Origin of the sequence: Xanthomonas euvesicatoria, assembly GCF_013112235.1 — a bacterium.
Classification (GTDB): Bacteria; Pseudomonadota; Gammaproteobacteria; order Xanthomonadales; family Xanthomonadaceae; genus Xanthomonas; species Xanthomonas euvesicatoria.
Genome location: NZ_JABFFS010000001.1, coordinates 1632861 through 1653290 on the forward strand (window position 1 = coordinate 1632861; position 20430 = coordinate 1653290).

15 protein-coding genes and 1 pseudogene are annotated in these 20430 nt (G+C 65.7%); 11 read left to right on the plus strand and 5 right to left on the minus strand.

Annotation, left to right across the window (positions count from 1 at the left end):
• Positions 1 to 11: 11 nt before the first annotated feature.
• From HLH45_RS06905 to HLH45_RS06915, 3 genes are all read left to right on the plus strand, one after another.
• Positions 12 to 197: a DUF2934 domain-containing protein gene (locus tag HLH45_RS06905; protein WP_008575499.1), complete on the plus strand. Its 186-nt coding sequence runs from the start codon at positions 12 to 14 to the stop codon at positions 195 to 197.
• 117 nt (positions 198 to 314) lie between these two features.
• Positions 315 to 2477 carry a glycogen debranching protein GlgX gene (gene glgX / locus HLH45_RS06910; RefSeq protein WP_008575501.1) on the plus strand — a complete coding sequence of 721 codons (2163 nt, stop codon included), beginning with the start codon at positions 315 to 317 and terminating at the stop codon, positions 2475 to 2477.
• Positions 2478 to 2493: 16 nt separating this feature from the next.
• Positions 2494 to 3126: an NAD(P)H-binding protein gene (locus HLH45_RS06915; protein ID WP_029818445.1), complete on the plus strand. Its 633-nt coding sequence runs from the start codon at positions 2494 to 2496 to the stop codon at positions 3124 to 3126.
• Between the two features lie 170 nt (positions 3127 to 3296).
• On the opposite strand, the gene HLH45_RS06920 is transcribed toward HLH45_RS06915, so the two are convergent.
• A complete protein-coding gene (locus HLH45_RS06920; protein WP_008575504.1) occupies positions 3297 to 4055 on the minus strand; it encodes an SDR family NAD(P)-dependent oxidoreductase in 759 nt (252 codons plus the stop codon).
• A gap of 377 nt (positions 4056 to 4432) precedes the next feature.
• Here HLH45_RS06920 and HLH45_RS06925 point away from each other — a divergent pair, with 377 nt between their 5' ends.
• Both HLH45_RS06925 and HLH45_RS06930 read left to right on the plus strand, forming a co-directional pair.
• Positions 4433 to 5842: an FAD/NAD(P)-binding protein gene (locus HLH45_RS06925; protein WP_008575506.1), complete on the plus strand. Its 1410-nt coding sequence runs from the start codon at positions 4433 to 4435 to the stop codon at positions 5840 to 5842.
• Positions 5843 to 6072: 230 nt separating this feature from the next.
• The gene (locus HLH45_RS06930) at positions 6073 to 6504 is read left to right on the plus strand and encodes a VirK family protein (protein ID WP_003486419.1); all 432 of its coding nucleotides are present in this window, start codon (positions 6073 to 6075) and stop codon (positions 6502 to 6504) included.
• 125 nt (positions 6505 to 6629) lie between these two features.
• On the opposite strand, the gene HLH45_RS06935 is transcribed toward HLH45_RS06930, so the two are convergent.
• Positions 6630 to 8138: an efflux transporter outer membrane subunit gene (locus tag HLH45_RS06935; protein ID WP_033478974.1), complete on the minus strand. Its 1509-nt coding sequence runs from the start codon at positions 8136 to 8138 to the stop codon at positions 6630 to 6632.
• Between the two features lie 88 nt (positions 8139 to 8226).
• Here HLH45_RS06935 and HLH45_RS06940 point away from each other — a divergent pair, with 88 nt between their 5' ends.
• The 5 genes from HLH45_RS06940 to HLH45_RS06960 all read left to right on the plus strand — a co-directional run bounded on the left by HLH45_RS06940 (position 8227) and on the right by HLH45_RS06960 (position 14619).
• The gene (locus HLH45_RS06940) at positions 8227 to 8844 is read left to right on the plus strand and encodes a TetR/AcrR family transcriptional regulator (RefSeq protein ID WP_008575513.1); all 618 of its coding nucleotides are present in this window, start codon (positions 8227 to 8229) and stop codon (positions 8842 to 8844) included.
• Between the two features lie 78 nt (positions 8845 to 8922).
• Positions 8923 to 10071 (plus strand): efflux RND transporter periplasmic adaptor subunit, encoded by a 1149-nt coding sequence (locus HLH45_RS06945; RefSeq protein ID WP_031420821.1) that lies wholly within the window; start codon positions 8923 to 8925, stop codon positions 10069 to 10071.
• Complete coding sequence (locus HLH45_RS06950) at positions 10068 to 13166, plus strand: efflux RND transporter permease subunit (RefSeq protein WP_046935081.1); 3099 nt, start codon at positions 10068 to 10070, stop codon at positions 13164 to 13166. The genes HLH45_RS06945 and HLH45_RS06950 overlap by 4 nt, the downstream gene beginning before the upstream one ends.
• A gap of 15 nt (positions 13167 to 13181) precedes the next feature.
• A complete protein-coding gene (locus HLH45_RS06955) occupies positions 13182 to 14105 on the plus strand; it encodes an oxidoreductase (RefSeq protein ID WP_008575517.1) in 924 nt (307 codons plus the stop codon).
• Positions 14106 to 14283: 178 nt separating this feature from the next.
• Positions 14284 to 14619, plus strand: a complete 336-nt coding sequence (locus HLH45_RS06960; RefSeq protein ID WP_008575519.1) for a DUF6172 family protein — start codon at positions 14284 to 14286, stop codon at positions 14617 to 14619.
• Between the two features lie 435 nt (positions 14620 to 15054).
• Here HLH45_RS06960 and HLH45_RS06965 read toward each other — a convergent pair whose 3' ends face one another.
• Positions 15055 to 16347 carry a DEAD/DEAH box helicase gene (locus HLH45_RS06965; RefSeq protein ID WP_008575520.1) on the minus strand — a complete coding sequence of 431 codons (1293 nt, stop codon included), beginning with the start codon at positions 16345 to 16347 and terminating at the stop codon, positions 15055 to 15057.
• Positions 16348 to 17907: 1560 nt separating this feature from the next.
• On the opposite strand from HLH45_RS06965, the pseudogene HLH45_RS06970 reads away from it, so the two are divergent.
• Positions 17908 to 18539, plus strand: a pseudogene (locus HLH45_RS06970) (IS5 family transposase); the annotation flags it as partial.
• 2 nt (positions 18540 to 18541) lie between these two features.
• Here the strand turns inward: HLH45_RS06970 and HLH45_RS06975 are convergent.
• A complete protein-coding gene (locus HLH45_RS06975) occupies positions 18542 to 20050 on the minus strand; it encodes a dihydrolipoamide acetyltransferase family protein (protein ID WP_008575524.1) in 1509 nt (502 codons plus the stop codon).
• Entirely contained in the window at positions 20047 to 20430 is a 384-nt protein-coding gene (locus HLH45_RS06980; RefSeq protein WP_008575527.1) for an SH3 domain-containing protein, read from the minus strand. Before HLH45_RS06980 ends, HLH45_RS06975 begins: the two co-directional genes overlap by 4 nt.

Here is a 20430-nt window from a genome sequence, read left to right on the forward strand (position 1 = left end):
AAACGTACGCAATGAATGACATGGAACGGCAGGCGCGGCTTGCCCAGTTGGCACGGGAGATTTGGGAGGCGGAGGGCCGCCCGGACGGGCACGCGGACCGCCATTGGGCCATGGCCGAGCGGTTGGTGGAGGCCGAGGAGCGCGCCGCCGAACAGGCCGCCGAATACGCGGCCACCCCGATCGCTGCACGCCAGTAACGGCGCGTCTGGCAGCGTGCATGGGCCGGCCTGCTGCGCGCCGGCCCGTGTGCTGCGGACTGCGCCGCCAGTGCAAAATCGCGCACCGTTTGCGTTCACCGTTCTAAGGAGTCACCGATGGCCACTCGCAAGTTCACCCAGCGCTCGCGCATTCGCGAAGGCCGTCCCAACCCGCTCGGTGCCACCTGGGATGGGTTGGGCGTCAACTTCGCGCTGTATTCGCGCAATGCCACCCGGGTGGAGCTGTGCCTGTTCGACGAACGTGGCCGCGAACAGGAGCGCATTGCGCTCCCCGAATACACCGACGAGGTCTGGCACGGTTATCTGCCCGACGCACGGCCCGGCCAGTTGTATGGCTACCGCGTGCACGGGCCATATGCGCCCGATGCCGGGCACCGCTTCAACCACAACAAATTGCTGCTGGACCCGTACGCCAAGCAGATCGTTGGCGAACTCAAATGGGCACCGCACCTGTTCGGCTACATCATCGGCCATCGCGACAAGGACCTGAGCTTCGACCGCCGCGACAGCGCCGCGTTCATGCCCAAATCCGCCGTGATCGACCCGGCCTTCACCTGGGGCCAGGACCGCCCGCCGCAGACGCCCTGGAACCGCACGGTGATCTACGAAGCGCACGTGCGCGGGCTGAGCATGCTGCATCCGGCGGTGCCGCCGGAAGAGCGCGGCACCTTTTCGGCGCTGAAGACCGACGAATTGATCGACCACATCAGTTCGCTCGGCGTCACCGCCGTGGAATTGCTGCCGGTGCATGCGTTCGTGGACGATCAATATCTGCTGGAAAAAGGCCTGCGCAATTACTGGGGCTACAACACGCTGGGCTTTTTTGCCCCGCAGGCGCGTTACATGTCCACGCGCACGGTGGCCGAGTTCAAGCAGATGGTGGCGCGCCTGCATCACGCCGGCCTGGAAGTGCTGCTGGACGTGGTCTACAACCACACTGCCGAAGGCAACGAGCTCGGGCCCACGCTCTCGTTCAAGGGTATCGACAACGCCAGCTATTACCGCCTGGCCGACGATCGCCGCTTCTACATCAACGACACCGGCACCGGTAACACCTTCGACCTCACCAATGTCGGCGCGCTGCGCATGGTGATGGATTCGCTGCGTTACTGGGTGCAGGAAATGCACGTGGACGGCTTCCGTTTCGATCTGGCCAGCATCCTGGGCCGCGAACGCTATGGCTTCGATCCGTCCGGCAGTTTCCTGGATGCGGTGCGCCAGGATCCGGTGCTCAGCCAGACCAAGCTGATCGCCGAGCCATGGGATATCGGCCCCGGCGGTTATCAGGTGGGCAATTTCCCGCCCGGCTGGGTGGAATGGAACGACAAGTTCCGCGACAACGTGCGCGCGTTCTGGCGCGGCGACAGCGGCCAGCTGGCCGAGTTGGCCACGCGCCTCACCGGCTCTGCGGACCTGTTCAATCACAGCGGCCGCCGCCCCACCGCATCGGTCAATTTCGTCACCGCGCATGACGGCTTCACCCTGCGCGATCTGGTCAGCTACGAAACCAAGCACAACCTCGCCAATGGCGAAGACGGCAGGGACGGCAGCGACCACAACATCTCTTCCAACTATGGCGTGGAAGGCGAGACCAACGACCCGGCGATCAAGCAGCTGCGTCGCCAGCAGATGCGCAACCTGCTCGCCACCTTGCTGTTGTCGCAGGGCACGCCGATGCTGCTGGCCGGCGATGAGTTCGGCCACAGCCAGAACGGCAACAACAACGCGTATTGCCAGGACAACGAGCTGACCTGGATCGACTGGACTGCCGCCACCAAAGCCGCCGCCGCCGACCAGGCCGCATTCGTGCGCCGGTTGATTCGTATTCGTCAGCGCTACCCGCTGTTGCATCGCGCGCGTTTCTTCGACGGCAAGTTCGACGAAGCGCTGGGCCTGAAGGATCTGACCTGGCTGGCGCCCAACGGCACCGAGATGGATGAAGCCGCCTGGCACGACCCGGAAGCGCGCGCGTTGATGCTGCGTCTGGATGGCCGCTCGCCGACCACCGGCCTGCGCGAGATTGCCGCCAACGTGACCTTGCTGATGCTGATCAATGCCGCCTCTACCGCGGTGTCGTTTACGCTGCCGGCCATGCATGACGAACATTGGCGCGTGCTGGTGGACACCGCGCGCCACGGCGGCCGTGTGGTGGCCGGTGGCAGCGAATGGAAGGCCCCGGCGCATTCGCTGACGCTATTGGCGGTGGAGCGCGATCGCATTGTCAGCAGTGCGCGGATCGTCTCCGAAGGCGCGCGCTGATGGCGAGGATGGCCTGATGGATGTCTTGTTGGCAGGGGCGACCGGCCTGGTCGGCAGGCACGTGCTGCAGCAATTGCTGGGCGATACGCGGTGCACCGGCGTGGTGGCGATGACGCGGCGGCCGCTGGCGCAGATCCATCCCAAGTTGCGCAATCAGGTGATCGACTTCGAACGGCTCGAGCACTGGACGGCACCGCGCATGGAAGCGGCCATCTGTGCGTTGGGGAGCACGATGAAACAGGCCGGCTCGCGCGATGCGTTCTATCGTATCGACCACGATTACCCGCTGGCCATCGCGCGCGCCGCCTGCGCACAAGGTACCTCGGTGTTCGTGCTGAACTCGGCGGCCGGCGCCAACGCGCAGTCGCGCATCTTCTACAGCCGCGTCAAGGGCGAACTGGAGCGCGATCTGCGCCAGATCGGTTTCCCCTCGCTCACCTTCGTACGCCCCGGCCTGATCGGCGGCGAACGCGAAGAGCGCCGCACCGGCGAGCACATCGGCAGCGTCGTCCTTGGCGCGCTCGGCCCGCTCCTGCCACGTCGTTTTCGCATCAATCCGGCCGAACGGATTGCCGCGGCGATGGTGTCAGCTGCGCTGGCACCGGCACGGGGTGAGCACAGCATCGAGGCGGCGGAGTTGGCTGGCTAACGGGATCTCGTCGCTTCGGCGTGGGGACATCGGATACAGGCGAAACGCCGCCGTGTCGTCGAGCGTGACTGCGCGCGAGGACGCGTTACCGATGCAGCTGGGTCGCGCGCAGGCACGCTCCTACGAGTCCGCGAGCAGCCGATCGGTATCTCCGTCAGCAGAGATGGTGCTTACACGCCCAGCGACTGCCCGCCATCCACGGCCAACACTTGCCCGGTGATCCAACTCGCCTGTGGCGATGCCAGAAACAACGCGGCATCGGCAACATGCTGCACCTGTCCGAAGCCGCCGAACGGGATGCTGTCGCGGATGCGTGCGTAGAGCTCCGGCTCCTCGCGGCTGCGTTTGTCCCACAGACCACCTGGAAATTCGATTGAGCCAGGCGAGATGGCATTGACGCGGATGCGCTCGCGCGCCAGCTCTGCAGCCAGGGTGGTGGTGTAGTAATCGAGCGCGGCCTTGGCGGTGGAGTAGGCGATCGCGCGCGGGGTGGGGCGTTGCGCATTGATCGAACTGATGTTGAGGATCACCGCAGCCGCGCTGCGGCGCAGATACGGCAACGCGGCGCGGTTGCAGCGCACTGCGGCCATCAGGTCGACATCCAGGCCCGCCTGCCAGCTTGCATCGTCGTTGCCATGGCCAAAGCCGGAAGCATTGTTGATGACCACGTCCAGGCCGTCCAGCGCCTGTGCTGCAGCGTGCACGTAGGCATCGATCTGCGTGGCGTCTGCCAGGTCGCAAGGCAGTGTATGCACCGGGGTGCCATGCGCTGCCAGTGCGTCTGCAGCGTGTGCAAGACCGGCGGCATTGCGTGCGCAGATCGAAACCTGCGCGCCATGACGCACGAAGCCTTCTGCGATCGCCAGGCCAATGCCACGGCTGCCGCCAGCGATCAGCACGCGTTGCGGACGAACTGCGGTGTTTGACATGGCGGCTGCTCGGTTTGGATGGCCGTATTATCCGATAGCCGCGGGCCACGGGGTCGCCACGCGTATCGCAAGTGCGGCACGGACGACGATCGCCCTGCATGTTTGCGCTGCACCGGACCATTGGCCTCAGCCGTTTGCATCGCCGCATTGCGCAGCGCCGCAGAAAACAGATATGCGCAAACGCGCGCGGAACCGCCGCGTACGGTGGCGATCGCTGTCATATCGCTGCCATGGACGATCGGCGTTGCATGCCCCGCCTGCCTCATCACTGCCGGCGATCAGCTCATGCGTTATTGCTTGCTCGGCGCTAACCAAACGTTTACACATCGGCGGCGCGCTGCGGGCACAACGTGCGAGTCATTCAGCGGGATTTGCACATGGAAACCCATATCACCGTGATCGGCGCCGGCTTCTGCGGCACCGCGCTGGTCCGTGCGCTGGCGCAGACGGCCGATGCGCAGGTACGCATCACCCTGGTCGGCGTGGCCGAGACCTTTGGCAGCGGGATCGCCTACGGCGCAGCGCGGCCAGAGCATCTGCTCAACGTGCGTGCCAAGGACCTGGGCATCGACGCACAGGCGCCCGGTGCCTTTGCCGATACGCTGCACCTGGGCGAGAGCGGGCGGCTGGAATTCCTGCCGCGGCTGGCGTACGGCGACTATCTGCGCAGCGAACTGGATGCAGCAGTGAGCAGTGCGCAGGCGTCGGTCATGCGGCTGTCGCAGGAAGCGGTGGCGGTGGAGCGCGTGCGCAAGGGGTTCCGCGTGTTTCTGGCCAATGGCGATGCCTTCCAGAGCGATCGCGTGGTGCTGGCGGTCGGCGCACTGCAACCGCAGGCGCTGGCGGGTATCGGCCCGCGCTTGAGCGTGCATCCGCGTTACATCGGGTGGCCGTGGCAGGGCGACGCATTGGCGCGGCTGTCGCCGGACGACGATGTGCTGATCGTCGGTACCGGGTTGACCATGGTGGACGTGGCGCTGACCTTGCACACACGAGGGCATCGCGGCCGCCTGCTGGCGATTTCGCGGCGCGGACTGGCACCGCAGGCGCATCTGCGCCAGCCCGGCGCGCCATTGGAATTGCCGCCGCATCTGCAGCGTGCGCTCAAGGACGCCGACCTGCGTGGCCTGCTGCGCGGAGTGCGTCAGCTCAGTGCGGTGGTCGACGATTGGCGTCGCGTGGTGGATGCGCTGCGCCCGCATCTGCAGCCGCTGTGGCAGCGCCTGGAACTTCCCCAGCGTGCACGCTTTTTGCGGCACCTGCGCCCGTACTGGGAAGTGGCGCGCCATCGCGTGGCGCCCGGTGCGGCCGAACAGCTGGCGCAACTGCAGGCATCGGGCCAGTTGCAGATTGTCTCTGCGCGCTTGCTGCGGGCGCGCTGGGTGCCAGATGGCGTGGAGGCGGTGATCCGCCCGCGTGGTGCTGCCGACGCGCAGACCGGTCATTACGATGCGGTAATTCGCGCTACCGGGCTGGATACCGACATCGATCGCACCAGCGATCCCTTGATCGCCGGCATGCGCGAAGCCGGTCTGTTGCGGGCCGATCCCTTGGGCCTGGGCGTGGACACCGATGCGCAGTTGCGCGTCCGCGACAGCGCCGGGCAGATCGTGCCGGGACTGTATTGCGTCGGGCCGCTCTTGCGGGGGCGTTACTGGGAAATCACCGCCGTGCCCGAGCTGCGCGTGGCCACGCGTGCATTGGCCGACCGCTTGTTGCTGGGCGCAACGCCGGCATTACAGCCCACGCCCGAGCACGTACCGCGCGAGGTCAATGCGCGGTTGTAGATGTGGCAATTGACGAGATCTTTGACGATCTCGACCTGCGCATCGCGCCGCCCGCGCATGCGCAGTGATGGCCGGCCTCTGGATCTGTGCGCGGCGTCCGCCGGCGAGCGCACTCATGCCGCGCGATGCGTAGTGCCGCGCGCTCATGCAGGCCGAACTGGGTCATGTTGGCGGTCCTGGGCGCATGCAAGCCCAGGCCGTCGCATCCATTTCCCCGCCTGGAGTCCGCCATGCCACGTCTTGTTCCTGCCGCGCTGTTCGCCACGCTGTGCGCGTGTGCGCTGCCTGCCCTGGCCACCGAATCGCTGAACAACCGCGCCGAAGTTCTCGCTGCCCTGGACGCCGGCTACGACGTCAGTGTGAGCACCGACCTTGCACGTTGCACGCCCGAAGAAGGCACGCCGGCCACGCAGACCCGCGGCGGCCGCCACATCGACGCCTATCGCATCACCGCCGACGGTACCGTGGCCTTTTCCGATGCGCATTTTACCGTGGCCAACGACGGCAAGCCGATCCAGCAATTCATGCGCTACCAGCTGCGCCCGGATGACACGCTGCGCTTCACCACCTACATGTACGACTTGCCGGGCCTGCAGCAACGCGGGCCGGTGCTGGCGTATCAATGCAAGATCAATGCAGGCGTGCGCTTCCATGCCGATTGAGCACGGCTGACAAGCCGTTTGCTGACCCTGTCGGCCAGCTCTTGCGGTTGCGTGTAGCCGGCGACATCGGTAGCGGTGGCGTGCCACCTGCGCAGACGCCCATCAACGTCAGCGTGGCGTGTCATTCACTTAGTTGCTGTCGTGTCGTCTTGGTGACGGTTGCTGTCCACGGCGACAGCGATCGCAGCAGGACCCGCACCGCCGGCCTGCCAACCGCCGCCCAGCGCCTTGAAGGTCGCAACCGCGCTGCGCGCCGCGTCGGTACGCGCCTGCACCTGCGCGTCGGAGGCGCGTAGCAGGCTGTCGTCGGCGTTGAGCACTTCGATCAGGCTCACCGTGCCTTTTTCGTAGGCCAGCGCAGAGGCGCCGCGTGCCTTGCCGAGTGCATCCACGCCCTGCGTCAGCACCGCTGCCTGCTGCTCGCGTTTGATCAGTGCGGTGAATGCGTTTTCGACGTCTTCGGTGGCGCGCAATACCGCAAGGCGATAAGCCGCCAATTGTTCGGCTTGCTGGCCTTTGGCCTGTGCGATCTGTGCGTTGATGCGGCCGAAGTCGAACAGCCGCCAGCGCAGGCCGAGTACGCCGGACGACTGCGCGGCGTCGCCGGTAAACAGGTTCGCACCGGAGATGGCGGTGGCGCTGCCAAGCAGGCCGCTCAGCGAAAACTTGGGGTAGTACTCGGCCATCGCCACGCCGATACGCGCATTGGAGGCGGCCAGCCGACGCTCGGCCACGATCAGGTCGGGCCGGCGCCGTAGCAGGTCGCCGGGGGTGCCGCTGTCGGCGATCTGGGGGGCTGGCGGAATGGGTTTGGTCGCCGACAGCTCGGCACGGTGCGTGCCGGGCGGCACGCCAAGCATCACGTCCAGCGCGTTCATTGCCGCAACCAGGCCTGCTTCCAGGCCGGGTACGCCGGCCTGCGCCTGCGCGAGCGCGCCCTGGGCCTGCTGCAACTGCAGTTCGGCGGCAAGGCCTTTGCCGTGCAGCAGCGTCACCATCGAAACCAGCCCTTGCTGGGTGGCGACCTGGCGCTGCGCCACGTCCAGCCGCGCCTGCAAGCCGCGGACGCTGATGTAGATATCGGCGGTCTGCGCGGCCACCGCCAGACGGGTGGCCGCGGCGCCGGCTTCGGTGGCCTGGTAGTCGGCCAAGGCCGCCTGGCGGCCGCGGCGCAGGCCCCCGAACAGATCCAGCTCCCAGCTGGCGCCCAGGTTGGCTTCGTACACGCTGGCATGGCGGTCGAAGTTGGGCGTGCTGTTGAGCACCTGGCCCAGTGGGGTTTCCAGCGATTGGTAGGCACGCGTGGCGCTGCCGCTCACGTTGCCCGCCGGTAGCAGCGCGGCAGTGGCGGCGGTCAGCCCGGCGCGCGCCTGGGCCACGCGTGCGCCGGCCTGGGCCAGGTCCAGGTTTTGCGCCAGCGCCGCATTGATGTAGCGGCTCAGGTCGGGATCGTTGAAGCCGTCCCACCAGGTCGACAGGTCGGCTGGCACTGCGGCCTGGCGCTGCGCGATATCCGCCTGGCCGATGTAGCGGTCCGGCAGCGGCACCTCCGGCCGGGCGTAGTCGGGACCAACCGCGCAACCTGTGACGAGGCTGGCGGCAACGAACACTGCGAGGGTGCGGAGTGACGACATGGGCGGGGCCGGAATGACGAGTGGTAAGTGACTATAATACGAAATAGTCACTTTTGTAAGTCGGCAACGACGGCGCTAAGCTGTCGCGATGAGCAAAGCATCCAACTATCCCGTGTCGGGCCGCGGCCCGGCCGACCATGATGTCCGCGACCAGATCGTGGTGGCCGCCACCGAGCATTTCAGCCGCTACGGCTACGAAAAGACGGCCGTGTCCGACCTGGCAAGGGAGATCGGTTTTTCCAAGGCCTACATCTACAAGTTCTTCGAATCCAAGCAGGCCATCGGCGAGATGATCTGCTCGCATTGCCTGGGGGAGATCGAGGCCGAGGTGCTGGCTGCGGTGTCTGCCGCGGCGTCGCCGCCAGAGAAATTGCGTAGCCTTTTCAAGGCGATTATCGAGGCGAGCCTGCGGCTGTACTCGCGCGAGCGCAAGTTGTACGAGATCGCCACGTCGGCCGCGACCGAGCGCTGGCCGCCCGTCATTGCGTACGAGGGCCACATCCAGGCACTGCTGCAGGACATCCTGGTGCAAGGGCGCCAGAACGGTGACTTCGAGCGCAAGACGCCGCTGGACGAACTGACCCAGGCCACCTATCTGGTGATGCGCCCCTACATCAATCCGGTGCTGCTGCAGCACAGCCTGGATCATGCCGGCGACGTGCCGCTGCTGTTGTCCAGCCTGGTATTGCGAAGCCTGTCGCCGTAAAAAGATGTTTGTGACTATTGACTGATTTAGTCACAAGTCTCAGGATGCGAGCCTTCATCCGATCGCTCCGGGATTGCCATGCGTCGCCGCCGCCTTGTCGCCTTTACCTTCCTCTGTGTCTTGCCGCTGGCGCTGAGCGCCTGCGGCGGCAAGGCGCAGCCCGATCCACGGACCGCCGCGCCGCGGGTGCGGGTTGCCACGGCTGGCGATGCCAGCGCTGCGGTGCGCACCTTCTCCGGCACGGTAGCGGCGCGCGTGCAGAGCGACCTGGGGTTCCGGGTGGCCGGCAAGGTGTCCGAGCGGCTGGTCGATGCCGGGCAGAGCGTCAAGCGCGGGCAACCGCTGATGCGTATCGACCCGGTGGATCTGCAACTGGCTGCGCGTGCGCAGCAGGACACGGTGGCCGCCGCGCGCGCCCGGGCGCAGCAGACCGCCGAAGATGAAGCCCGGTACCGCGACCTGCGCGGTACCGGCGCCATCTCGGCTTCGGCCTACGACCAGATCAAGGCAGCCGCCGATGCGGCCAGGGCGCAGCTGAGCGCCGCCCAGGCCCAGGCTGACGTGGCGCGCAACGCCAACCGCTACACCGACCTGGCGGCCGACGCCGACGGCGTGGTGATGGAAACGCTGGTCGAGCCGGGCCAGGTGGTTGCGGCCGGGCAGCCGGTGGTGCGGCTGGCGCACGCCGGCCCGCGCGAAGCGGTGATCCAGCTGCCGGAAACCCTGCGCCCGCAGGTCGGCTCGGTGGCCCAAGCCACGCTGTTCGGCAACGCCGCCGTCACCGTGCCGGTCACCTTGCGCCAGCTGTCCGAGAGCGCCGACCGGCTCACCCGCACCTTCGAGGCACGCTATGTGCTGGACGGCGCGCTCGCACAGGCACCGCTCGGCACCACGGTCAGCGTGCGCGTCCCCGGCGGCACCGCCTCCGGGAACCAGGCCGGCCTGCAGGTACCGCTGGCCGCGCTGTTCGACGCCGGCAAGGGGCCGGGCGTGTGGGTGATTGCCGGCAACCCGACCAGGGTGAGCTGGCGGCCGGTGACGGTGCTGGGCCTGGACGATGACCACGCCAACGTGGCCGGCAAGCTGGCACGCGGCGAGCGCATCGTGGCGTTGGGGGCGCATCTGTTGCGCGAAGGCGAGCAGGTACGCATTGCCGGCGAAGGCGTGGCCGGTAGCAGCGCGGCCACCGCTGGCAGCACCGCCAAGGCGGCAGGAGCGCAGCCGTGAGCGAGGGCCGGTTCAATCTCTCGGCGCTTGCCGTGCGCGAGCGCTCCATCACGCTGTTTCTGATCTTCCTGATCTCGCTGGCCGGCCTGGTGGCGTTTCTCAAGCTCGGTCGTGCCGAGGACCCGGCATTCACCATCAAGGTGATGACGATCGTGACCGCCTGGCCCGGTGCCACGCCTCAGGAAATGCAGGACCAGGTGGCCGAGAAACTCGAAAAGCGCATGCAGGAATTGCGCTGGTACGACCGTACCGAAACCTACACGCGCCCGGGTCTTGCGTTTACGACGCTGACCTTGATGGACAGTACCCCGCCTGGGGAGGTGCAGGAGCAGTTCTATCAGGCGCGCAAGAAGGCCGGCGATGAAGTGGCCAACTTGCCGGCCGGCGTGATCGGGCCGCTGATCAACGACGAATATGCCGACGTCACCTTTGCGCTGTTCGCGCTCAAGGCAAAGGGCGAGCCGCAGCGCTTGCTGGCACGCGATGCCGAGACCCTGCGCCAGCGCATCCTGCACGTGCCGGGCGTCAAGAAGGTCAACATCATCGGCGAGCAACCCGAGCGCATCTTTGTCGAGTTCTCGCATGAGCGTCTGGCCACGCTGGGGGTCAGTCCGCAGGACGTGTTTGCCGCACTCAACGCGCAAAACGCGTTGAATGCGGCCGGCTCGGTGGAAACGCGCGGGCCACAGGTGTTCATTCGCCTGGATGGTGCGCTCGACAGCCTGCAGAAGATCCGCGACACCCCGTTGGTCGTGCAGGGCCGCACGCTGAAATTGTCCGATATCGCCACCGTCAAACGCGGCTACGAAGATCCGTCCACCTTCATGATCCGCAGCGGCGGCGAACCGGCATTGTTGCTGGGCATCATCATGCGCGATGGCTGGAATGGCCTGGATCTGGGCAAATCGCTCGACGCCGAAGTGGGGGCGATCAATGCCGAACTGCCGCTGGGCATGCGTCTGAGCAAGGTCACCGACCAGGCCGTCAACATCGATGCGTCGGTCGGCGAGTTCATGACCAAGTTCTTCGTCGCGTTGCTGGTGGTGATGCTGGTGTGCTTCGTCAGCATGGGCTGGCGCGTGGGCATCGTGGTGGCGGCAGCCGTGCCGCTGACGCTGGCGGCAGTGTTCGTGGTGATGCTGGCGACTGGCAAGAATTTCGACCGAATCACGCTGGGCTCGCTGATCCTGGCGCTGGGCTTGCTGGTCGACGACGCCATCATCGCCATCGAGATGATGGTGGTGAAAATGGAAGAAGGCTATAGCCGCGTTGCCGCCTCGGCGTATGCCTGGAGCCACACCGCCGCACCGATGTTGTCCGGCACCCTGGTCACCGCGGTGGGCTTCATGCCGAACGGATTTGCTGCTTCCACGGCCGGCGAATACACCAGCAACATGTTCTGGATCGTGGGCATTGCGTTGATCGTGTCGTGGGTGGTGGCGGTGGTGTTCACGCCGTATCTGGGCGTGAAGATGCTTCCCGACCTGAAGAAAGTCGAAGGCGGCCACGCAGCGATCTACAACACGCCGCGCTACAACCGCTTCCGCCAGGCGCTGGGTCGCGTCATTGCCCGCAAGTGGCTGGTCGCAGGGTCCGTGGTGGGGCTGTTCGTGCTGGCGGTCGTGGGCATGGGCATGGTCAAGAAGCAGTTCTTCCCGATCTCCGACCGGCCCGAAGTGCTGGTGGAAGTGCAGCTGCCGTACGGCACCTCGATCAACCAGACCAGCACGGCGGCCGCCAAGGTGGAAGACTGGCTGTCCAAGCAGAAGGAAGCAAAGATCGTGACCGCCTACATCGGTCAGGGCGCGCCGCGCTTTTTCCTGGCGATGGGTCCGGAACTGCCGGACCCATCGTTCGCCAAGATCGTGGTGCGCACCGACGACCAGCACGAGCGCGATGCGTTGAAGCTGCGCTTGCGTGAGGCGATCGCGCAAGGCCTGGCACCGGAAGCGCGCGTGCGCGTGACGCAATTGACCTTCGGCCCGTATTCGAAGTTTCCGGTCGCCTACCGGGTGAGCGGTCCGGACCCGAAGGTGCTGCGCGGTATCGCTGCGCAAGTCATGCAGGTGATGCAGGACAGCCCGATGCTGCGCACCGTCAATACCGACTGGGGCGTGCGCACACCGACCCTGCATTTCAGCCTGGACCAGGATCGCCTGCAGGCGGTGGGGCTGACCTCGGCCGCGGTCGCCCAGCAGTTGCAGTTCCTGCTCAGCGGCGTGCCGACCACGCTGGTGCGCGAGGATATCCGCAGCGTGCAGGTGGTGGCGCGGTCGGCCGGCGATACCCGTCTGGATCCGGCACGCATCGCCGACTTCACCCTGGCCGGCGGCAACGGCCAACGCGTCCCGCTGTCGCAGGTAGGTAAGGTGGATGTGCGGATGGAAGAGCCGGTCATGCGGCGCCGCGATCGCGTGCCGACCATCACGGTGGGCGGCGATGTCGACGACACGCTGCAGCCGCCGGATGTCTCGGCTGCGATCACCAGGCAGCTGCAGCCGATCATCGACAAACTGCCCAGCGGATCTCAGATCAAGGAGGCCGGCTCCATCGAGGAGTCCGGCAAGGCCACCGCCGCGATGCTGCCGCTGTTCCCCATCATGCTGGCGGCCACGTTGCTCATCATCATCCTGCAGGTGCGCTCGATCTCGGCGATGGTGATGGTGTTTCTCACCAGCCCGCTCGGCCTGATCGGCGTGGTGCCGACCTTGATCCTGTTCCAGCAGCCGTTCGGCATCAATGCGCTGGTGGGATTGATTGCGCTGTCGGGCATCCTGATGCGCAACACGCTGATCCTGATCGGACAGATCCATCACAACGAAGCCGAGGGTCTGGATCCGTTCCATGCGTTGGTGGAAGCCACCGTGCAGCGTGCGCGTCCGGTGATTCTGACGGCACTGGCGGCGATCCTGGCATTCATTCCACTCACCCATTCCGTGTTCTGGGGCACCTTGGCCTACACGCTGATCGGCGGCACGTTGGCCGGCACCGTGTTGACCCTGGTGTTCCTGCCGGCGATGTATTCGATCTGGTTCAAGATCCGGCCCGATCCCGGCAAAGGGAATAACGCACCGGACATTGCCCGGCCTGCATGAAGCACTTCTGCGACGGTGGCCACGGTGCCGTCGCAGCGCAATGTCGTGCGCCATCGTCACCACCTTCCGAACGCATGCCCTGCAGGCCGCACGCGTATCGCCGATGTCTTTCTCTTGATTGAAGGAACCGCAATGCAACAGCAGACCGTTGTGCTGATCACGGGCGTGTCGTCCGGCATTGGCCGTGCCGCCGCAGAACACTTCGCCCGAGCCGGCTGCATCGTTTACGGCAGCGTGCGTCACCTGGCCGGTGCCACACCGTTGACGGCCGTGGAGCTGGTGGAAATGGATATCCGCGATGCCGCTTCGGTGCAGCGTGCGGCCGATGGCATCATCGCCCGCGCGGGCCGCATCGATGTGCTGGTCAATAACGCAGGCACCAATCTTGTCGGTGCCATTGAAGAAACCAGCGTCGACGAAGCGGCCGCATTATTCGACATCAACCTACTCGGCATCCTGCGCACCGTGCAGGCCGTGCTGCCGCACATGCGCGCACGCGGCCAGGGCCGCATCGTCAATGTCAGCTCAGTGCTGGGGTTCCTGCCGGCGCCGTACATGGGCGTGTATGCCGCCTCCAAACATGCGGTGGAAGGGCTGTCGGAAACGCTGGATCACGAGCTGCGTCAATTCGGCATTCGCGTGACGCTGGTGGAGCCTGCGTATACGAAAACCAGCCTGGGCAGCAATTCGCCGGTGGTGCAGGCCACCATTGCCGGTTACGACCGCGAGCGTGGCGTGGTGGCGCGGGCAGTCACGCACAGCATCGACACCGCGCCGGAACCGCATGGCGTGGCCGCCACCGTGGTGGAGGCGGCGCTGGGCAGGTGGCGCATGCGCCGCACACCCGCCGGGCAAGCATCGCTGCTGAGCAAGCTGCGCCGGTTCCTGCCCGCCAGCGCGGTGGACGGCAGCCTGCGCAAGCAGCTCGGGCTGCGGTGAGATGCGTCAGGGCGTCGATGCGGCCGTGAACGCAGGGGTGGGCCGTACGGCGCGATTGCGTCAGTCCAGGCGCGCATGCCGCCATTTGGCGGTTCTGCAGCGCCACTTGATGCTGGATTCACCGAGGATGCCGCCTTGGCCTCACAATAGGCGGCCAGTCCCCACCACCGATGTCGCCATGCGCAAGACCTACCAGCTCAACCTCGAAGGCAAGAACCGCGATCGTCTGCTGGAATCCAGCAAGCACGATATCCGCAAGTACATCCGCCGCGAGCGCCGCAAGGAGCTGCCGGCCGGCGCGGACTACTGGGACTTCGAGATGCGCTTCGGTGTGGATGAAGCCAGCGCCGTGGCACTGCCGCCGGCCGAGCTGATCCGCTCGATCAACGCACTCGTCGCCGACGGTGGCGAGCAGTTCTTCGTCGAAATCCTGCGCAAGCCGGGCAAGCGCACGCCGCGCGCGCAGAGCGATCATGCGTTCGGTGATGGCGAACTGGATTTCGAGCAGGACTGAGGTTTGATCGTCGTCCCGTCGGCGGCGCACCGCTGCGGGACGAGCAGTTGCTGGCGGATTGTCGACCGCATCGCATGGACGAGCCAGGCCTCGCGCGTTGCGGATGGCAACTGGCAGGGGTGCAGGAGGCCTGCGGTGCCTTGACGCTGGCGAGCGTCCTTATTGGCGAAGCGACGGGGACGCTGCCACCGGCCAACCCTGCTGGTGCTTGGTAGCGGGCACTTGCCGCTCGGACGCAGCGGTTCGAGCGGGCCGTGGCTGGCCGACGCTGTTGCGCCAGCGCGTTTTGCTGGGCGGTTGCGGCTTAGGCATGCTGAGCGCGTTCGGCTGCCGAGGCGCGCGGTTGCCAGGCCAGCCCGCGCTGCAGTGCGGCGGTGTGGGCGCAGTCATCACGCGCCGGTGCTAGGACTGCTTGCGACGATGCGTTCGCTACTCTCAGCCCGGCTTGCCAGCCTGCGCCTGCGCCGCGGCGCGTAATTTGTCTTTCTTGCTCGGCCGCTTGCCCTTGATGCCGCCGTTGTCATCCGCTGCACGCACCGCTGCGCCGGGCGAATGGTCGGGGGCAGGCGCCTGGACCGGGGTTGGCTCGAACCCTTCGATCACGCTGGTCGGCACGCGCAGGCCCTGGCGTTTTTCGATCAGCCGCCACTGCTGGGCGCTGTCTGCCGTGACGAAGCTGATCGCCACGCCGCTGGCACCGGCGCGTGCGGTGCGGCCGATGCGGTGGGTGTAGTCGACAGTGGAGCGGGGCAGGTCGTAATTGAGCACGGCCGGCAAGGCGTCGATGTCGATGCCGCGCCCGGCCAGGTCGGTGGCCACCAGCACCTGCACGTCCGCCTGTTTGAAGGCGCGCAGCGTGCGTTCGCGGCGGCCCTGGCTCAATTCGCCGTGCAGCGGCAAGGCGGCGATGCCGGTCTTGCTTAGTTTCTCGGCAACCTTGTCGGCGCCGTGGCGGCTGGCGACGAAGACCAGCAGTTGCGGCCATCCGTGTTCCAGCAGCAGGTGACGCAGCAGCTGCGTACGTTGGCCGGCATCCACTGCGATGGCGCGTTGCGTGATCGACGGTGCCTGTTCGGGCATGGCGTCGTGGGTGATGCGCAACGGATCGCGCAGGCGACGCTTGGCCAGCGACGCGATGGCGGCTGGGAAGGTGGCCGAGACCAGCACGCTTTGCCGCTGCGCCGGCAGCAAGGCCAGGATGCGATCGAGCTCGGCGCCAAAGCCCAGGTCGAGCAGGCGATCGGCTTCGTCCAGCACCAGCGTGCTTACCTGCGAGAGGCCCAGCGCATTGTGCGTCACCAGGTCCAGCAGCCGCCCCGGGGTGGCGATGACGATGTCGGCGCCACCGCGCAAGGCCATCAGCTGCGGATTGATGGCTTCACCGCCGGTGGCGGCGACGATCTTCAGCCGTCGCGGCAAGGCGGCGGCCAGCGACAGCAGGGTCTGCGCAACCTGCGCGACCAGCTCACGCGTCGGTACCAGGATCAGCCCGCCCAGCACGCGCGGCGCCTGTTCCGGCGCCTGCAGGCGCTGCTGCAGCAGCGGCAAGGCATATGCCAGGGTCTTGCCCGAGCCGGTCTGCGCGGTGGCGATCAGGTCGCGTGCGGCCAGCATCGGCGGAATCATCGCGACCTGGATCGGCGTGAGCGCATGCACACCGGCCCTGGCGAGCGCGGACTCGAATACGGGCTGTAGCTGTAGCGACAGCAAATCTGCTTTCAGTGACATCGCGCGATTATCCGCGCATTGTCGACGGCGTGCATGCCGAAACGAAGTGCAGGTGCGCTAGCCGCGCGTGGCGCCGCCAAGCGGCAGTGGCAACAACCGGTGTGTCGACCCGAGGTCTGCTGCGTCCAATGCGACTTCGCCTTGGCCGTGGCCCGGTCTCCCGGGGTGGGTCAGGCTATGGGGAGCGTGCGCCTGTGACCCGGGTGTTTCCCACGGAAAGCGCCAGAAGTGGCGAAAAATCTGAAGATCCACGCGCGACTCTCCGGAACGAGGCGACATCGCGCACTCTCAGGACTCAATGTTCAGACCTTCCCTAGCGCAGCGTTGCTCAAGCGGTCCGAATTGATGAAGACCTTCCGGAGATGCACACGGACGATGCAATGCTTCGCCTATGGGGAATACGTTCTAACTGCGCGCGTTGTTTGACTGGCGATGAATGCTAGGTAGAAATTCTTGTTTCTAAAAGTGGTGGTATCACGCTATGGAAGCAAAGATTGCCGACGGCAGGGTCCACTTCATGCGCAGAGGGGACTTCCTGCGCGCAGAGGCAAATGCGCCAGTGCAGAGTTGTGGGCGACGGCAAGGTGCTACTGCCAGCCGGCGCCGAAACGCGTTGTTGCAGAAGCGACAAAGCAGGCACACAACGCGCTTTCCAGTTACAAGGGATGTAGCGAGGCTGCTTTATCCGTTCAAGGTGTGGTCGCCATCGCGACTTGTCAGCGTGGCTGTGGGCAGCCTGCCGGCTTGCCAATGGCATGTATGCGCCGAGTGGCACACTCTTTTGCGGTGGTCGCCATTTGCAAAGAGTGCAATACCACCTTTGCTTAAGTTGATGCACTCATCGGTAAATTTCGCTTCTCGCACCAAATATTCCTGGTGCAAAAAGAAAAGAATCTAAACATGGAGGAATATTGACGTTGCGGCCTCACACTGAGGTGAAAATTGTATTTCTTATTGGCGCTGCAATAAGCATTAATCGTGGAGATTTTTTTACATGACAAGTCCGATTCGTGGCGCATCAAGCAGTAGCTATAACTACTCCCATGAAAGCAATCCAGAAAGCTCGCCACCGCAGCAGGGACAACCTTCGAATCCACCTCCGTCTGCTCAGTTCAGCGGTCTGCAGCACTTGAGTAGTCGCCATCGTCGGCCTGGAGAGCTCTTAAATGTCAGATTCTCGACAGAGGAGCCCACTGTTCACGATTTGCCTCGCGAGGATCGAAAGCCTGGTATTGTGCTGAGTGATGACACTGCACTTAGTTACAGCGCAGGCCAGCTCTACGCTACGTATCCGCGAGGTCTTCCCAGCGATGTCAAGAGGTCTACTAAGAGAGATCCAAAACTATATGCTGCATACAAAGACTTATTAAAAAATAATGGTTATAAAGGTTAGAAATTAAAGATAAACCTGTCTTAGCCGGGCCGACAAATTGTCGGCCCGGTCGCATACGCGTTCCAATATTGCAGCGCGGTCTGAGTTATAAGGCGTTTGGCTAAGGAGCCTCTGAACAAGGCGCCACAGATACACGAAATTGCCCGCCTCATGTTGATGAGTGATCCATGCAACTGATGTTCGGTGACACCGAGAGCCTGGGCAAGCGCAAGCAGACCCGGCACGAGATCTTCCTGGCCGAGATGGAGCAGGTCGTTGCGTGGCAGAAACTGCTCGGGCTGATCGCGCCGCACTATCCGGCGTCGGGGCGGCCAGGGCGGCAGCCCTACGCACTGGCGACGATATTGCGGATCATCTGCTGCAGCAGGGGTATGCGTTGAGCGATCCGGCGAGGGAAGAAGCGCTGCACGAGATTCCGACCTTGCGGCGATTTGCCCAGCTCGGTGGGTTGGACGACATTCTCGACGAGACCACGATTCTCAACTTTCGACGCTTGCTGGAGGTCCATGGTGTTGCTGGAAGCGGTCAACGCGCCTCTGACGCGCAAGGGCCAGAGTCTACGTCCCGGGACGATCGTCGATGCGACGCGGATCGCTGCGCCCGGTTCGACCAAAAGCGCCGATCACGCGCGCGACCCTGAGATGCATCACGCCGAGAGGGCAAGCAGTGGTATCTCGGGATGAAGGCGCACATCGGCGTGAATGAGTGTTCCGGGCCGGTGCAGCATGTGCATCGGACAGCGGCCAATGTTGCCGCTGTCACGGTGACGCACATCGTGCTACATGGCAAAAAAGACAGTGCTCAGTTGGTCAACGCCAGATCGTCCAGCAAGGCGCGCAGGAAGCGCGCCGCTTCACCGCCGGTGGCGGCGCGGTGATCGAAGGTCAGCGACAGCGGCATCACCTTGTGCGTTTCCACTCCGCCCATCACCGGGGTGAGCTGGTAGCGCGCGCGGCCGGCGGCCACGATCGCCACGCAGGGCGGCACCACCACCGGCGTGGCGTAGCGGCCGGCAAACATGCCGAAGTTGGACAGCGAGATGGTGTAGCCGCTCAGTTCGGACGCGGCGATGCTGCGGCTTTCCACCTGCTGGCGCAGCCGGTTGACGCCTTCGCGAATGCCATGCGCATCCAGCATGTCGGCGTTGCGCAACGCCGGCACGAACAAGCCTTCTTCGGTATCCACGGCAATGCCGATGTCGACCTGGTGGTGCAGGGTGCGGCTGAGTGCGTCGCCGTCGAACCAGGCATTGAGTGCGGGCACCGCCTGGCAGGCGCGCACGATGCCGCGCACCAGACGCACGGTGACATCGTTACCGGGCTGCCAGGCGTGCAGATCGGCATCGTCGTTGAGCGTGGTCGGCACCACCTTGGTGTGTGCATCGGCCATCACACGTGCCATGTTGCGGCGCACGCCCTTGAGTTGCTCGGGTTGGCCCTTGGCGCTGATGCCGGGCGACTGGGTGCGCATCGGCTTGCCGCTGGCCGACAGCGTGGAGCGGGCGTTGCCCTCGTCCGCCCTGCGGGCACCTTCTCCCGCAGGCGGAAGAAGGGGTGCTGTTGCGGGTCGATCCCTGCCGTCGGCAGCGATCCCAGCAGCTCTCCCACCGTCATCGATCGGACCACCTCGCCCGCGGGCAGGAGAGGTCGGCGCGCCGTGCGCGCCGGGTGAGGGCTGCGCGGTACCGGCGGCCGCTGCCTGCTTTACGTCTGCCAGCGTGACCGTGCCGTCCGGGCCGGTAGCGCGCACCTGTGCCAGGTCCACACGCAGCTTGCGCGCCAGCGCGCGCACCACCGGCATGGCGCGCACGCCGCCGACGGTAATGGCCTGCTCGCTCTGCACGGCGTTGGAGCTCTGCATCGCGCCGACCACGGTGCCGGCATCGTCGCGATCGCTGCTGCCATCGCCAGCATCGGCATCGGCAATTTCGCCGCCGTTATCGGAGGCCACCACGCGCGTGGTGTGCCCAGTCGCGCTGTCGCCGGTGCTGGGCGTGGGTGCGTGCGTCGGCGCCGGGCCATGCGAATGGCCGGTGTCCTGGCCGTCGGCGCGTTGCGGCTGCGAGGCATCCAGCGCGAACTGCGCCAGCACCGAGCCGGTCACGATCACATCGCCGGCGGCGCCGGCGAGCTTGACCACGGTCCCGGAAAACGGCGAGGGCACCTCGACCACCGCCTTGGCGGTTTCCATCGACACCAACGGGTCGTCCAGGCGCACGGTGTCGCCCTCCTTGACGAACCATTCCACGATGGTGGCGTCGGGCAGGCCTTCGCCCAGGTCGGGCAGGTGGAAATTCTTGTTGTCGCTCATGGCAGGTTCTCTTGCGCGGCCGGCAGCTGCGGCGTGGTGTCGTCGAGGAGTTCAAGGTCGGCGGCCGGCAGCCAGCCCTGCGTGCCGTCGGCACGTTCGGACCACCACCAGCCACCGTGTTCGTGATGCAGCAACACGTCCTCGCCTGTCTGGGCATCGAGTTCGCGTGCGTCGTAATCGCGCAGGGCTTCGGCCCGGCCGTCCCCCAGCGGGCGCAACCAGGCCAGCGGCGCCCAACCGGCGCGTCCGCTATCGGTCGTGACCCAGGCAAACGCCGGCCATTCTTCGTCGCGCACGCCCACGCCAACCTGCTGGCCTGCCTGGAAGCGGACCGGGTTGGCGTAGGCGGCGCGATGGTCGCAAAGCAGACGGGCGCGCAT

Excerpts from the sequence above, each read along its gene's own strand:
- HLH45_RS06945 (WP_031420821.1), top strand. The coding sequence starts at position 8,923 with ATGCGTCGCCGCCGCCTTGTCGCCTTTACCTTCCTCTGTGTCTTGCCG.
- HLH45_RS06915 (WP_029818445.1), top strand. The coding sequence starts at position 2,494 with ATGGATGTCTTGTTGGCAGGGGCGACCGGCCTGGTCGGCAGGCACGTG.
- HLH45_RS06905 (WP_008575499.1), top strand. The coding sequence starts at position 12 with ATGAATGACATGGAACGGCAGGCGCGGCTTGCCCAGTTGGCACGGGAG.
- HLH45_RS06960 (WP_008575519.1), top strand. The coding sequence starts at position 14,284 with ATGCGCAAGACCTACCAGCTCAACCTCGAAGGCAAGAACCGCGATCGT.
- HLH45_RS06940 (WP_008575513.1), top strand. The coding sequence starts at position 8,227 with ATGAGCAAAGCATCCAACTATCCCGTGTCGGGCCGCGGCCCGGCCGAC.
- HLH45_RS06925 (WP_008575506.1), top strand. The coding sequence starts at position 4,433 with ATGGAAACCCATATCACCGTGATCGGCGCCGGCTTCTGCGGCACCGCG.
- HLH45_RS06935 (WP_033478974.1), bottom strand. The coding sequence starts at position 8,138 with ATGTCGTCACTCCGCACCCTCGCAGTGTTCGTTGCCGCCAGCCTCGTC.
- HLH45_RS06975 (WP_008575524.1), bottom strand. The coding sequence starts at position 20,050 with ATGAGCGACAACAAGAATTTCCACCTGCCCGACCTGGGCGAAGGCCTG.
- HLH45_RS06920 (WP_008575504.1), bottom strand. The coding sequence starts at position 4,055 with ATGTCAAACACCGCAGTTCGTCCGCAACGCGTGCTGATCGCTGGCGGC.
- HLH45_RS06930 (WP_003486419.1), top strand. The coding sequence starts at position 6,073 with ATGCCACGTCTTGTTCCTGCCGCGCTGTTCGCCACGCTGTGCGCGTGT.
- HLH45_RS06965 (WP_008575520.1), bottom strand. The coding sequence starts at position 16,347 with ATGTCACTGAAAGCAGATTTGCTGTCGCTACAGCTACAGCCCGTATTC.
- glgX (WP_008575501.1), top strand. The coding sequence starts at position 315 with ATGGCCACTCGCAAGTTCACCCAGCGCTCGCGCATTCGCGAAGGCCGT.
- HLH45_RS06980 (WP_008575527.1), bottom strand. The coding sequence starts at position 20,430 with ATGCGCGCCCGTCTGCTTTGCGACCATCGCGCCGCCTACGCCAACCCG.